12 protein-coding genes are annotated in these 14,176 nt (G+C 46.8%); all 12 read right to left on the bottom strand.

Features of this window, described 5'->3' with window-relative positions:
* Positions 1–4: 4 nt before the first annotated feature.
* Positions 5–349: a hypothetical protein gene (locus SRRS_RS01010; protein WP_371365414.1), complete on the bottom strand. Its 345-nt coding sequence runs from the start codon at positions 347–349 to the stop codon at positions 5–7.
* 912 nt (positions 350–1,261) lie between these two features.
* On the bottom strand, positions 1,262–1,897 hold the full coding sequence (locus tag SRRS_RS01005; RefSeq protein ID WP_371365412.1) for a 4Fe-4S single cluster domain-containing protein: 636 nt from the start codon (positions 1,895–1,897) through the stop codon (positions 1,262–1,264).
* Positions 1,894–2,094 (bottom strand): DUF2997 domain-containing protein, encoded by a 201-nt coding sequence (locus SRRS_RS01000; RefSeq protein ID WP_371365410.1) that lies wholly within the window; start codon positions 2,092–2,094, stop codon positions 1,894–1,896. The genes SRRS_RS01005 and SRRS_RS01000 overlap by 4 nt, the downstream gene beginning before the upstream one ends.
* Before the next feature lie 25 nt (positions 2,095–2,119).
* Positions 2,120–3,661: an AAA family ATPase gene (locus SRRS_RS00995; RefSeq protein ID WP_371365408.1), complete on the bottom strand. Its 1,542-nt coding sequence runs from the start codon at positions 3,659–3,661 to the stop codon at positions 2,120–2,122.
* A gap of 12 nt (positions 3,662–3,673) precedes the next feature.
* Positions 3,674–4,054, bottom strand: a complete 381-nt coding sequence (locus tag SRRS_RS00990; RefSeq protein ID WP_371365406.1) for a DUF1257 domain-containing protein — start codon at positions 4,052–4,054, stop codon at positions 3,674–3,676.
* A 15-nt stretch (positions 4,055–4,069) separates the two neighbouring features.
* Entirely contained in the window at positions 4,070–5,374 is a 1,305-nt protein-coding gene (locus SRRS_RS00985) for a hypothetical protein (RefSeq protein WP_371365404.1), read from the bottom strand.
* Between the two features lie 18 nt (positions 5,375–5,392).
* Positions 5,393–7,495 carry a WD40 repeat domain-containing protein gene (locus tag SRRS_RS00980; RefSeq protein ID WP_371365402.1) on the bottom strand — a complete coding sequence of 701 codons (2,103 nt, stop codon included), beginning with the start codon at positions 7,493–7,495 and terminating at the stop codon, positions 5,393–5,395.
* Between the two features lie 29 nt (positions 7,496–7,524).
* Positions 7,525–8,529, bottom strand: a complete 1,005-nt coding sequence (gene cydB, locus SRRS_RS00975; RefSeq protein ID WP_371365400.1) for a cytochrome d ubiquinol oxidase subunit II — start codon at positions 8,527–8,529, stop codon at positions 7,525–7,527.
* Positions 8,520–9,905: a cytochrome ubiquinol oxidase subunit I gene (locus SRRS_RS00970; protein WP_371365398.1), complete on the bottom strand. Its 1,386-nt coding sequence runs from the start codon at positions 9,903–9,905 to the stop codon at positions 8,520–8,522. Before SRRS_RS00970 ends, cydB begins: the two co-directional genes overlap by 10 nt.
* Before the next feature lie 357 nt (positions 9,906–10,262).
* Positions 10,263–10,940, bottom strand: a complete 678-nt coding sequence (locus SRRS_RS00965; protein WP_371365397.1) for a class I SAM-dependent methyltransferase — start codon at positions 10,938–10,940, stop codon at positions 10,263–10,265.
* Positions 10,941–11,371: 431 nt separating this feature from the next.
* A complete protein-coding gene (locus SRRS_RS00960) occupies positions 11,372–11,974 on the bottom strand; it encodes a tetratricopeptide repeat protein (RefSeq protein ID WP_371365395.1) in 603 nt (200 codons plus the stop codon).
* Positions 11,975–12,038: 64 nt separating this feature from the next.
* The gene (locus SRRS_RS00955) at positions 12,039–14,054 is read right to left on the bottom strand and encodes a TonB-dependent receptor (RefSeq protein ID WP_371365393.1); all 2,016 of its coding nucleotides are present in this window, start codon (positions 14,052–14,054) and stop codon (positions 12,039–12,041) included.
* Between the last annotated feature and the right edge of the window lie 122 nt (positions 14,055–14,176).

Genomic DNA, 14,176 nt, shown 5'->3' with positions numbered 1-14,176 from the left:
GCGGCTAGTAAGCGGAGGGATATTGATAACCTTGCATCTGCTTCTGCATAAAATTGGCGAATTCCTGACGTACGCCGCAGCTATCCCGGATACCTTCCCGATAAACAATTTCAGCCGCCAGTCCGGATTCAAGGGTGGTGGCGGCCTCATACGCCATAACCAGTCGCAGCAGTTCCGGGTGCTGCGCTTCCAGTTCGCGAGCACTTTCCATAAGCTGTGATAGTACAGAGTCGGCCTCTTTCACTGTTTTTCTGTATTTTTCATCAGCAACACCGGCGACACTGAGGATATTACCCACTCTGTCAAAGACGTACTCGTTAAAGGCCTGGTTTAAAATACTGTTAAACACAACAAAAGCCCCCCCTATACTTAGGCTGCGGCATACACGTTACGCTGCCACCAGCTTTTTTATAGGGGAAATTAAAAACGCATGCGAGGTTTTATACCCTACACATGCGCTTTGCTTCGTCGTATACTAAATCCCAATACCAACAAGCCAGGACATACCCAGCCGTCAACAGAAAAGCGGTCAATAAGCTATGTAAACGAATGCTTGTCTTCCGTTGACAGTGTATCAGGAATAGGCTTAGTCTCCTGCTGCATGAAATCGCACAGCCTGCTCCTCTCCTGCCGGCAACTCCGTTACACTCAGAGCCTCGCTTGTGTTCAAGCGGGCGGCGTTGTATAATAGAAATGTCGTCGTGGACAGCTTGACTGTTATGTGTAGGTGCTATGACACCTGCGCGTGCCTCGGGAGTGTTACCGCACTTCCGGGTCACGGCGACTTTTAATTTCCACCTAACTTTAATTATAGCTCATTTCAAACGAATTGCAAGTAAACTAACGCCGCCCAAACAGGATTTTTCCTGGCCGGTTGCATATTTTTCCATCTATGGGTATAATATAAGAAAAGGACTGACGTGCGCTAACACGCCAGCCCCACAGGCAGTCTAACCGGAAAACGGTTAGCCCAAATTCGTGTTATTTAAGAAATAATCGCCGTCTTGAGCAGGGGCGGTTATTTCTTTCTGGTCGTGACCAATACCATGAGCGTGGCAAATGCAACCGCAAATGTCAATGCTTCGTAAATAGTCATCCTACCCACCCCCTTCCTGAAAAGGAAGGGGCTAACCGTCCCCCGAGCAGCCTGTACTCTTAGTATAGCATATTTTACCAGTGCGAAAAAAAGATTTTCCGGTTTCCGCTGTTTTTATAGCCACTGTGGCCGCCTTCGAAATGAGGCGGCCTTTTCTTATTTTCCTCACCGCGCAGTTCGCGGCTCCCTAGCTGGCGGGAGGGGGAGGTCTATTTTATTACTAAGTCCTGTTATATTAACAGTGCCCGTTGTATCAATGGTAACTTCGACAGTTGTCTCCGAATGATTACCAATAGCAGGGTGGTTTTTCAGTCTGTCTGTAAGAAATAGTAGTTCCTGATTAGCCGAACCCAATAAATATTCCTGTGTAGGCAGCTCCTGCATAAATGGCCCGGCGACCAGCAAATCAACAGCAGCAAGGAGCCTGTTCCAGGCCGGGTCATTACCTGCTTTTAGCTCAGTATAAGTATAGCCGGTAAAAATGACTATATTCAACCCCTGTTGCGTTAGAGTTTCTGCCAATTGAGCCAGGGGCAACGCTTGGGCAAACGGCTCACCGCCTGAAAACGAAACCCCTGCCAGCCCTTGGATAGCCAAAATGCGGTCTGCCAGCTGTTTTACTGTAATAATTTTATTATCCCGAAATTCCAGCATATCCTGGTTAAAACACCCGGCACACCGGCGCGGACAGCCTTGCACCCAAACAACCGCCCTAAGTCCCGGACCATTGACTTCTGATCTTGCCAAAAAGGCGGCCATATTGATAAGGCCGCCTTTCTGGTTATTTTCTTGCTTGTTCATCGCTGATTATTCCTAACTCTAGCGTTGTCTCCTGACTGTTCATAATACTCAGGCGTCATTTCCCGCAGCTTAACTTCCCCCAGTGCTTCTTCAATAGGCTTGGTAATATCCAGACATTTGCCGCCTTTGGCTCCAGCCACTTTGATACTGACGTTTCCGCTCCCATCAATGGTAATTTCCAGTTCTTCCTTTTCCATAGCATACCGTCCTTTCGCCGTAGCCCTAGTCTTCTATTTCCAGGAATACCTGACCAGAATTCGTCTCGCCGGCAACCTCGCCGGGATAGGAAGCCGACTGAGCACGTCCTTCCTGCAGCCACTGCCGGAGATACTGGATATTTTCCCGTTGAGAAACCGACAACGGCACTTGACGTTTGAGGGAAACCACAATATCCTCGGTGGTAATTTCACGCATGTTATCACTAAAGGCCAAATACATGGCATCAATAATTGCTTGTTCAATTTCCGCCCCGACATAGCCATCAGATTCTTTAACCAGCCGTTTTAAGTCAAAGTCGCGCGGGGTGCGATTACGGCGTTTCAGATGGGTGGCAAATATTTCGCGCCGTTCCGCCATATGCGGCAAATCGAGGAAAAAGATTTCGTCAAACCGGCCTTTACGCATAAGTTCAGGCGGTAAGGCGGCAATGTTATTAGCGGTAGCAACTACGAAGCAGGGCGCTTTCTTATCCTGCATCCAGGTAAGCAAGGTGGCAAATACCCTTTGGCTGGTACCGGCATCACCAGCGCCGAACGCAAAGGCCTTTTCAATCTCATCCACCCACAGAATGCACGGGGCAATGGTTTCGGCAATATTAAGCGCTCGGCGGGTACGGTCCTCTGACTCGCCGACATACGCCCCGAATAAAGCGCCAACATCCAGACGCAATAGTGGCAGCTGCCATAAACTGCTAATCATCTTGGCGGTCAGGCTCTTACCCGTACCGGGAATTCCCACCATAGCAATACCTTTCGGGGCCGGCAGACCATATTCTCTGGCGTCTTTGGTAAACGCCATTTCCCTTAACCGCAGCCAATCTTTCAGCACACCCAAACCGCCGACACTTTCCGCCGTCTCGGTTGCATTCAAAAACTCCAGTGCTTCGCTTTGCCGTACAAGCTGAGCCTTTTCCTCAGTGATTAGGGAAATACTGCGGTCGTCCAAACACCCACAGGTAACAATGGCTTTGGAAAATACGCGGCGGGCTTGCCCTGCCGTCATACCCATAGCCGCCTGCACAACCTTTTCCCGCCCGGTATCATTCAAATTTATTTTAACATTAGCACCTTTTAAAAGACCGTCAAGCACAAAGTCCAATTCCTCGCCATTCGGACGTTTAAGGTGGATTACCACTGCCTCATCCTGCAGTTCGTCAGGGATTTGACCTGTTGGGGTAGTAATGACAAGGGACGTCCGGGTCTGGGTCAACCGCTGCACTACACTTCTGAGTTTCCGGCGAACCGGCGGATTGGTCCAAAAATCATGGAAATCTTTGCAGACAAAGATAGTCCCGGCATTTTCCATCCCGGTCTTTTCCATTAAATCCAGGGCCACCAGCGGATCCCGGCATTTAAGATCAAGCGAAGTACGTCCGGTAAGAACTACAAAACCATCGGCAACATCCCAGGATAAACAGGTACGATTTTTTTCTTCACACACCGTTCTCACATATTCAATGGCACGTTGCTCTTCCGGCGTCACAATAACAATGAGCGTAACCCTTGCCCTAATATAAGTGTCAAATTGCTCCGCAAAGTTATCCATAGCGTCCCCTCCTTACACCCATCTGCGAACAGTCAGCCGGATTTCCCCGGTCGCGTCCCGCTGTTCTTCCACTACATTAAACCCCTGTCTGCGAACCTGCTCCATAACGGTACACAATGCATACCGCTGCTGCACCTTAGCCGTAAATTCCTTCTCACTCGTACCTTGTACCCCAAACCAATCGGCCACAAAGCTAAAGGTGCCATCAGTTCCCAGCACAAAACCGATATCATAGCCCTGCTGCACCCTCACAGCGATGTCTACCGCCGTTTCCTGACCACGATATCCCCTAATAGAGGTTTTTTCCTCTGTGACATAACCTAATTCCTTTAGGCAAGTCAGCAGCATCTCTTTATCAGTAATCCTGGTTGCCACCTGAGTAAAATGCGACATATTCATTCCTCCCTGCTACACAAGCTTAACAACAGGCAATTGGTCGGCAACAACTCTGTTTGTTGCTGCCTCAACAGCAGTTACTACCAGTTGGCCGGCACTATCCAGATTAACTGCAACTGTAATGGCCGACTGCCCGCTGTCGACAGGCTCTTCCATGCTTAAAATGACCGGCTTGCTATCATTAATGCAGTGAAAGTCCTCTAGCCGGTAGATAAATAACCCAAATTCACGCTGTCCATCATAGCTGGCTTTTATGGTAAATTCAGTTATCGACTCAACACTGGGATAAAATGCCCCTTTGGTTACAAGTTCACGGTATTGGTAGTAATTTCCTGCCAGATAGCGCAATCCGTAACTGTAGCGCAGACAGCCGCAGCCCCCGGCACCGGAGGCCAAAATGGCTGCCCCGCAAGCTGCGGCATCAATGGGGTGTTTATCGTATACAGGAATAGCAGTAAAATGTTCGTGGATAACAGCCAATATATCTGGTTTTACCTGACTGCCGGTTACTACCACCCCAGCTAAACTGCTATCGGCGTACCCTAGCCGTGCTGCACCACGCAATGTCTGTCGAAGGTTATTCGCCAAAATTATATCCGGAGCCACATCCTCCTGACAGTCTAGCCAATCCTGCCTGGCACTTATTATTCTGATATACCTTGCTCTTTCCCATGAATGTGGAACAACCTGCACTATTGCTGTTAGAATACTATCCGTAGTTATCTTACTAACCACATAAACAAATTCCGGTCTCACCGGCATTCCGGCTCCCCAGGCTGCCGCCCAGGGTTCCTCCATCAGTTCCAACCTGCTGAAGCCTGCTTGCCTGACGGCATCTTCCAGCCACCGCTGGTACTGCTGCCAGATTTGATCTGACAAACAGGCTTCAACAGGCATCGTAAACGTAATTACAGCTTGACTCGCTAACCCCAAGGCCTGACCGGCACGCGTTAAAAACATGGCTAAATATTGTTTGGCAATGTCCTGCCTGTTTAAGCGGCGGTCACCGACCAAACTATAAACCTTCTTGCCTGTAATTACATCAAATTGCAAATGATTAAATACCTGCCGGGTACTACCCAAGCCATCGGCTTCGTCCATGACTTCCTGCCCAATGAGACAAGTCTCGTCTTCTCCGGTGCCATAGCTGATGACCGCAGGAGCCAAAAACAGCCTAGCGCCCTTACCAATATACCTATTTGATACCGGCCGGGTCACTCCGGGTATATATAATGTCCCAGCCCGGTCAAGGCCTTGCCGCCACCAGGCGGCTACCGTATATTCATTGTCAAAATCCACAGCTAACCGTCCAGCCATCGGCATCACCTCCCCAGCCTATAACAGGATATCGTAACAAAACTTAACCGAAAGCAGTGTATGTAAAAACTCACTGGCCTGTCTCGCTGCCGGTACCTGCTGCCTTGCGGCCAAATCAGCCGCTTGCCGCCAGTCTGCCTGGGTGGCAAACGCCAACGGCCTATCCCAGCGGAGCTGCCTTACCGCCATTGTCCTTTCATCAGGGTTAGCCACCAAACCTTGAGCGACATTACCACTTATCGCCAATAACTTTCCTGCCTCCGGGATACTCCATAAAAGGTCACCGGTAGTGGCCTGCCAGACCTTGATGGTACCATCCGCCCCGCCGCTCACAAACAGCTTACCGTCAGGACTGATACACAGCGATTCTACCTTGCCGGTATGAGCAGCCCACAGCTTGTTGCCTCCTCGACCGCCGGCTACAGCATAAGAACGGATTTTCCCATCCCGCCCGCCGCCGATTACCGCCTTGTTCTCCCAGTCGACCGCTGCAGTGCTGAACAAACTGCCTGGATATTGCCCCCGGGTAATCATCTGTGAACCATCCCAGCTCCACGCTCTGGCCGGAGCCACGCCACCCGCACAAGCAAGCGCCAGTAGTGTCCCCTGCTGGCCTGCGGCCAATGCGGTTACCAACCCGGGCTGGCCACTGACACTGCTCACCCATTTAATATCAGGCATACGCCAAATATGAACCTTACCTTCCTGACCGGCAGTAACTAAGTACTGACCGTCAGCCGTGAATGTCACACTGGTAATTCCGGCCGCGTGAAGGTCTGCCGTTCGCCACAGAGCGCCGCTGGCTGTCTGCCACAGCCGCAGCCGCCCGTCACTGCCGCCGCCAACCACAATACGCCCGTTGGGATGAAAGGCGGCGCAATTAATACTAATACCGGCTCCCCAATTCTCAATAACCGACACCTGCCGTCCGTCAGGCACAAACAAATCCCGCCCAGTCTGCGGGCAATTCGCTATAAGTTTCTGCCAGTTGGGGCGTTCCCATTCTGCCGGCTGCCAACCAGCATCAAACAAGGTTAACACACACTCGGCTGCCCAGCCCGGTGGGGCCTTACAGGCCAGCCGGTATAATTCTGACCAGCGCTCCTGGCTTACCAGCGTATCCAGCATCGCCGACCAATCCCGGTCACTAAGGTCTTCGTATTCCGCCCGGTTACTCCCGTCTAACAGCAAACTAACCAATAACAAGCTATGACCACTACCGCGAGCAGCCTGTAAAAAACGCTGCCGTTCGGTCGGAACGGCAGCTTCATAAGCCTTAGCTAATAGCGGACGATGTGTCTGCCAATCTAATGCATAATATTTATCCCATTGGCCGGTTATACAATAATATAATGACGCTTTACTGTCATCAACCGGGGCATAGCCCGCAAGAATCGCCCAATCCTGCAAGCGCCCGTTATCCTCGGCTAACACTCTTTCGCATACTGCTTCCGCAGACTTGGAATCAGTCAAAGTCAGCAGTAACTGTCGTGCCCGTCCGGCTATAACCCTGTCAGCATCATCTACCGCAACCAATAGTTCCGCAATCAATTCCCGGCCTGTTGGCAGCATAATCCGGCCGGCGCCCGTCTTAAGCACAGTTAATAGTCTTATCCCTAACGGCTGCGCCGCCAGATAACCTGCTTCTACAAGTATTTTCTCAAGCCCCGCGCTGCGGGTCTCAGCCCACAGCCTGCAAAAACAGTCTATTGCACCACCATCGGTTAAGTGGCGGAGAGCCGTCTCCGCATTAGCGGCAATACGTTTATCCTGGCTGTCAAATGCCCTTACTAACGGTTCGATTGCCTCAGGCCCCATATCGGCAGGAATATGCAGTTGATTGCTGCTGAGTGCCGCTAGTACTTTTTCTTCAACCGCCTTAGCTTGTTGTTCGTCCTGTTCATCCGTTGAATTATCGGTTTTAGACAAAGTCCCCTCGGCTTCGGCTCGCATCTTAGTCATGATATCCCAGACTATTATCCGGATATTCTGATGCTCACCGGCGGCTACTTGCTCTTCAATAACCGCCTCGGCCTGACGCTTGACTTCTTCTATATAGTCGTTAGGAAAAATCATCGACAACTGCCACAAATATTCTTTGTCTTCCCCCTGCAGCGGCACGACCTCACCACCTTACCGATAGTTCATACCTAATATTTTAAGTCTTTAGCTGTAACCCGTTTACGAAATATCCAATATACCCAGCCTTGATACACCAAAACAACAGGAACAAGCGCCAGGGCTGCGATTGTCATTATCTTAAGCGTATACGGAGTAGAGGACGAATTGGTAATTGTCAGACTCCAGGCCGAATTAAGACTTGACACCATGAGTCGGGGGAAAAGCCCCCAAAAGAAAGCAATTGTGGTCAGTACGACTGTCAAACTGCTGAGGATAAACCCCAGCCCATACCGTTTAACGAGTACCGCTCCGTAAGCTCCGACAAACATAACTATTGCTCCCCACAGACCTACTCCGGCACCTGTTTTGGTAAACAAATCCGTATTTGTATAAGTCATACCTACCAGGGTCAGGCAAAAGACAGCTGCTCCTAAACCAGCTTTTATCGCTGCACCGCGAGCCCGTTCCACTAACTCGCCCTCGGTCTTTAACGTCAGATATAAGGCTCCGTGAAAAGTAAATACCAGTAAAAATGCTACACCACCCACTAACGTATAGGGACTAAGCAAATCGAAAAAAGTGCCGACATACTGCATTTTAGCGTTAATCGGAACACCCTTGATTAAGTTAGTGACAGCCACACCCCAAAGTAAGGCCGGAATAACGCTGCCAACAAAAATCATCCAATCCCAAGTCCGCCGCCAGGCAGGATTTTCGTCCTTGCTGCGAAATTCAAACGCCACACCCCGGACAATGAGCGCCATCAGCATAAGGAATAAAGCTAAGTAAAAACCGCTAAACAGAGTAGCATATACATGCGGGAAAGCAGCAAACATTGCGCCCCCGGCTGTAATCATCCAGACCTCATTACCATCCCATACCGGACCAATTGTATTAATGAGCACCCGGCGTTCGGTATCATCTTTTCCCAGGAAAGGAAGCAAAACACCGACGCCATAATCAAATCCTTCCAGGAAGAAGAAGCCAATAAACAAAACCGTGAGCAATATAAACCAAAGTATACTTAACTCCATAATGCCGCCCCCTTTGCTGCCGGTTTATTTGGAGTAGTTGGTGTCGTTACAGGACCTTGCCGGACAAACTTTTGCACAAGATAAACAGCCGCAGCTGCCAGCAGCGCATAAAGCAAGGTAAAGCCAATTAACGAAATCCAAATGCTGCCGACCCCAACCGAAGGTGATACCGCCTGTTCCACTTTTTGCAAACCAACCACAATCCAAGGCTGCCGGCCGCCTTCAGCTACAAACCATCCGGTCGAGTTAGCGATATATGGCAAAGGCAAACTCCATAACACGGCCTTAAGAATATAGTCCTTAGCCTCTATTTGGCCGCGCCACCAGAAAAATCCTGCCGCCAGCACAACTGCGATCATAATACTGCCGGCCGCCACCATCAATCGGAAGCTCCAAAATACAGGAGTTACCGGTGGAACATAATTTCCGGGACCATACTTAACAATATACTCTTTTTCAATCTCTTTGATTCCTTTTACCGGTGTATTAGCATTATTATAAGCCAGCAAAGACAGCATGGCCGGGATTTTTATTTCGGCAGAATTGGTTTTGTTCTGCTCGTCAATCGCAGCCGCTATCGCAAAAGGAGCCGGATTAGCCGTTTCCCACAACGCTTCCGCGGCGGCTAACTTCATAGGCTGCACTTTGGCAATAAACTGAGTCTGCGCATGGCCGCTGCCCATAAGCAACAACAAACTGGCTGTTGTCCAGATTAACCCAAGCTTAAAGGATGCCCGGAAAAACTCCATATGAGTCTTGCGAATTAAATGAAATGCACTAATAGAAAGTACAAAAAAGCCAGCAGTTACTAGTCCGGATAATACTGTATGCGGAAACTGATACATTACATACGGATTGGTTATAAGCTGTACAAAATCCGTCATTTCCGCCCGGCCATTTTGAATGATATAGCCAACCGGGTTTTGCATAAACGAATTGGCCACCAGTATCCAAAATGCCGACAAATTGCTGGCTAAAGCCACAATCCAGATGCTAGCGGCATGCAGCGCCTTGGGTATGCGATCCCAGCCAAAAATCCATAGCCCTAAAAAAGTCGATTCCAGATAAAAGGCCGTAAGCGCCTCCATTGCTAATGGTGCACCAAAGATATCCCCCATAAACCGGGAATACTCCGACCAGTTCATCCCGAAGTGGAACTCCTGAACAATACCTGTGACCACACCCATAGCAAAATTAATAAGAAAAAGTTTGCCCCAAAATTTGGCCTGTTGTTTATACAATTCATTACCGGTGCGGACATAGATAGTTTCCAGAATTGCTACAATAAGCGACAACCCCAGAGTCAATGGTACGAACAAAAAATGATAAACTGTCGTTATCCCAAATTGCCAGCGGGATAAAATTAACTCCTCCATTTTCCTACCTCCTTGAATAATCTTCAGCAGCCATGCTGCAAGTATAGTGTTGGAAGGTACCGTTGGTTTGGTATTAATTTAATGATAATTCCGCCAGCCATTTTTTGTCAATACTTATTTGTTAAAAAAATCTATTAAAGGATAACTATTCATAATAACAAATATACGTCCTGCACTTTTATCGAGGTAGATCATTACTGCTAAAAAAGACTCCTCATTGGTCATAAACCCTCTAAATCCGAATTATCGTGCAGGTAGATACTATAAATCCTGGATCAGTATATATCCTGCAAAAGATCAAAAAAATAAGCACAGCTTATGTCTGTGCTCTCCTAGGTGAACATGGCGTCCTCTACCTTATTTATCCTTTTCAACGATAAGAAATATACTGGAATCATCTACTTCTTCTATTTGATACCGATAGCCCACAGCTTGCCCTAATTTTTCCATATCCGCCTGAGTATAGGTAGTGGCAATAAAGCCATCCTTGCAGACAATCAAGCCGCCTTTAGTCTTTTCTAAATCGATTTGTCCAAGCAGGCCTTTGTCGGCTTGTTCCTGAAACCAAGCCAGCCTATGCTCCCAAAACTTAGGACTATAACTGCTAAAATAGGCTTTTCCACCTGGCAGGAGTCCATTCATAGTATGTTGAACAAACGGCAAAGCTTCTACTTTCATGGCCGATAAGGCGTTTTGCAAACATAGTATAACATTAAATTCCGGAGTAAACTCAAACTTATGAGCATCGGCCATTTTTAGCTCGCAATTGGGGCTATCTTTTAAATACGCTTGTCCGAACGGAATAGAATCTTCCGAGATATCTATCCCGACAATAGATCCCGCATAGGGAGCAAGTTCCTTCATAATACGCCCATATCCGGCCCCCAGTTCCAGAACTCTTTCCGAGCCTTTTAATTCCTGGCGCACAAAATTTATTTCTGCATCAAGATACTGCTTGATCCTGTCAATTTGGGTTTGATACACCTGATACAACTTTCCTGAATTTAAATTTTGCGCATAATAATTGGTTCCCATTATTACTCCCCCTTCGTTTTTCGTTGTTCCAACTTCAGCCATCCTAGATTTCACGACTTCGTCATTCCTTTTCAGCGCCCCCCTTTTTCTTTATAGCTCTAAACCCATAATATAGTTACTAGGGTCAAATCATCGTCGAAATAAGCATGTCAAAAGGGCTAACATTTAGATAACCTTCAAACCTAATTTTTAATATTAATAAAACAAAGCACCTCCAGGACATCATAATCCTGGAGGTGCTTTTATGAACTTTACTTTTGTCGGGGTATTGCTAGCGATCTATGCGGTGCTCTTGCTGCTTTGGTTTAGAGAGAAACATTAACAGGACTATTCAGTATACCAGTTTTTTTAAAATAAATCCCTACTCTGGTGTAATCCGCCTTCGCTACAGCTATCAATTTTTTTATTTGCTAACCATCTGCTATGATATTTTATACAGTGCCACCTAGTGCCTTGATACGTTTTATAGCTGTATTACGATGAGACACATCTTCTAGTGGTACATTTTCCAACATGTTGCGATAGGTCTCAATTGCCTCTTTATACAAATGCTGTTTTTCATAAGCTGTCCCCTTATTTAAATATCCCGCAGGAAACTTGGGGTTAATCTCAATCGCTTTATTACAGTCAATAAGTGCTAAGTCATATCTGCCAATTTTATTGTACATAAATCCCCTGTGATCATACGCTACTTCAAAGGTAGGGTCATTAATTATTGAGAGCCCGTAATGCTCAATCGCCTTATCCGCATCGCCCATTTTCTCATAGAGATACCCGCGATCCAAATAAGCGGCTGCAATCACCCGGTTATAATCTTTGAGCGCTAAGTCATATTGCTTTTGCGCAAAATATGCCCTGCCGCGTTTATAATAAGCTAATGTATCATACGGATTATCAGCAATCACTGCAGTACATTCCGCGATGATTCGCGCATTGTCAACAGGTTGTTTTTCAGCTGCGAAACTCACAGCACCCGGTATCACAAAACAGTAGACTAGCAAAACGAGAGCCACAATAAACCCTTGTTTTTTCATCCCAAACGCCTCCCAGCGATATGGCAATAGAGCCTGTCCTTGCCGTTAAATATCTTAGGCCTGCTTACATTTTGATATTGATACCAGCCATAAAATTGATTCCATCTCCCGGGAAATCATATTTTTCCCAGTAATTAGTATCAAACAAATTATTTACATGCAAATAATATTCAACATTCTTGTTTTCATGGTAGCTAAGATTAAGATCTACAGTGTGATAGCTGTCAAGTTTTTTATAAGTATTATCGGTGGTCAGAACATTGCCGAGGTAATGACCAAAAACGCTCGCCCGGAACTTATCGACCGTATAGGTTAAACCGTAGTTAAACATGTTTTCCGGCAAGTTGGCCGCTCTTGATTTGACTCCAGCTTCATTGGTATCTTTGGCATCCAGATATGTATAGTTGACAAAGCCTTTCAGACGTTTGGTGAAATACCGGCTGTATTCCAATTCTGCGCCTTGTATATCTGTTTTGAAAATATTACGAAATGTATTATATAACGGATTGCTTTTGTCAGTAATTTTGTCGATACGATTATCTATTTTGTTATTAAAGATCGCAACATCCAGCGACGACTTCTCATCAAAATTATGTTTCCAACCTAATTCATAGTTTTTTGCTTTTTCAGGGTCGGGGATTGCCGCGCCGGCCTTAATATTGCCTGTAACTTGTTTGGCTGTGACAAAATTATGTGTCTTGCCTGCAGAAAAGCGTAAAGTATTGTTCTCATCCAGGCGATGGGTAATATTAAAGACCGGGTCAGTCGTATCCTCATCCTTATCTTCATAATTCCGGAACGACTGTTGTACCTGATCATGACGCACTCCCATAGTAAGATCGGTTTTGTCACCAAGCCTCCAGCTATCTTGAAGATAATAACCGGTACGTTTATCACTGCCACTATCATATTTATTTAGGACATCGTTTGAATCCCAATCAATTTTGTTGTATTTGGCGCCAAAGGTGAGGGTATTGTTGCGGTCGGTCTGGAAATCGCCGGTAAATTCTATACCGTTCCCCTTTGATGTCCATTCACTGTTGTACCGAAGCGGATTGGTCGAGGTATTCAAACCTAAGTTTGCGTTAGTTACGTTATATACCGACAGATCATTGGCGTCTGTAACATGGTATACTTTTATATCATACTTAAACTTATTACTGGCCTTTTCTTCAAACTGCAAGGCAATATTAGTTTGTTTAAAGTCGCTATATTTCCAGTCTTTTGCGGCATACTTCATAATTTTTTTACCCTTATCGTCGTACTTCCCGGTCCAGACCCCTTTGTCACCGGACCAGTTAATATCCGTAGTGGTTTCCTGACCGGTAATTTGGTCAATGCCATTAGGTATTTCGCGGTCGGTAGTCATATAATAGCCGCTGAGTGTCAATTTTGACTCTTTGCCAAGATCCCATTTAATTTTGCCGTTGAAATACTCTGTATCAAATTCAGAATGATTTAAGTGCCCATCCCCTTGCTTTTTACCGGCGGTTATATAATAGCTGGCCTTATTGTCACTGCCGCTGTAGGAGATATAGTTATCAAAACTTTTATGCGAACCACCTGACAGATTAAGATTAAACTGACCCGGGCCTTTGCCATTTTTAGTCGTAATTAAAATAACGCCGCCTTTATAGTCTGTTCCGTATTGTACAGGACCCGGCCCCTTGATGATCTCAATCTTTTCAATGTTCTCAACCGGTACGGTTGCCAAATCAGAAGCTGAATTAGAAGCAATACCCGATAAAGGGAACACCGGCATGCCATCAATGTAAACTTTAGTTTGGTCGGTTGCCGCACCACGAATGCGCACCAGACGGGCAGCTTTATCGGCACGAGCCATATACAGCCCGGGTACCGATTCCAGTGCCTCAGCCAGATTGGTTGCACCCATCTCTTTAATTTTTTCAGCCGTAATAACCTCGGTCGTAACTTGATAGTCTTTCAATACTGTCGAATGGACTTCCACAGCCTCAAGCGTGACCTCCTTGGAATCCTCGGCCATAACAAGATTGAATTGACCGAACAAACAAATGCAGAGCGCAGGTGGGATGACCATTTTTTTGAAATTTTTGCGCATACAATAACTCCTCCCCCAAAAAAATTCTGCTAACTATTAGCCTTTCGGTATTCCTATGGATTTCTACAATGGAACATTTTCCGGCTAACCTAGCAAGCCAAAGTATTAACATAACACGGTTG

Source organism: Sporomusa rhizae, from assembly GCF_041428845.1.
In the GTDB taxonomy this organism is placed as follows: domain Bacteria; phylum Bacillota; class Negativicutes; order Sporomusales; family Sporomusaceae; genus Sporomusa; species Sporomusa rhizae.
Note: the sequence above shows the minus strand (reverse complement) of the source record. Positions and strands in the feature narration are given on the sequence as shown.

What these genes read in the sequence shown, in the direction of transcription:
- SRRS_RS01005 (WP_371365412.1), bottom strand. Translation starts at nt 1,897, where the DNA reads ATGAACAAGCAAGAAAATAACCAGAAAGGCGGCCTTATCAATATGGCC.
- SRRS_RS01000 (WP_371365410.1), bottom strand. Translation starts at nt 2,094, where the DNA reads ATGGAAAAGGAAGAACTGGAAATTACCATTGATGGGAGCGGAAACGTC.
- SRRS_RS00995 (WP_371365408.1), bottom strand. Translation starts at nt 3,661, where the DNA reads ATGGATAACTTTGCGGAGCAATTTGACACTTATATTAGGGCAAGGGTT.
- SRRS_RS00990 (WP_371365406.1), bottom strand. Translation starts at nt 4,054, where the DNA reads ATGTCGCATTTTACTCAGGTGGCAACCAGGATTACTGATAAAGAGATG.
- SRRS_RS00985 (WP_371365404.1), bottom strand. Translation starts at nt 5,374, where the DNA reads ATGGCTGGACGGTTAGCTGTGGATTTTGACAATGAATATACGGTAGCC.
- cydB (WP_371365400.1), bottom strand. Translation starts at nt 8,529, where the DNA reads ATGGAGTTAAGTATACTTTGGTTTATATTGCTCACGGTTTTGTTTATT.
- SRRS_RS00970 (WP_371365398.1), bottom strand. Translation starts at nt 9,905, where the DNA reads ATGGAGGAGTTAATTTTATCCCGCTGGCAATTTGGGATAACGACAGTT.
- SRRS_RS00965 (WP_371365397.1), bottom strand. Translation starts at nt 10,940, where the DNA reads ATGGGAACCAATTATTATGCGCAAAATTTAAATTCAGGAAAGTTGTAT.
- SRRS_RS00960 (WP_371365395.1), bottom strand. Translation starts at nt 11,974, where the DNA reads ATGAAAAAACAAGGGTTTATTGTGGCTCTCGTTTTGCTAGTCTACTGT.
- SRRS_RS00955 (WP_371365393.1), bottom strand. Translation starts at nt 14,054, where the DNA reads ATGCGCAAAAATTTCAAAAAAATGGTCATCCCACCTGCGCTCTGCATT.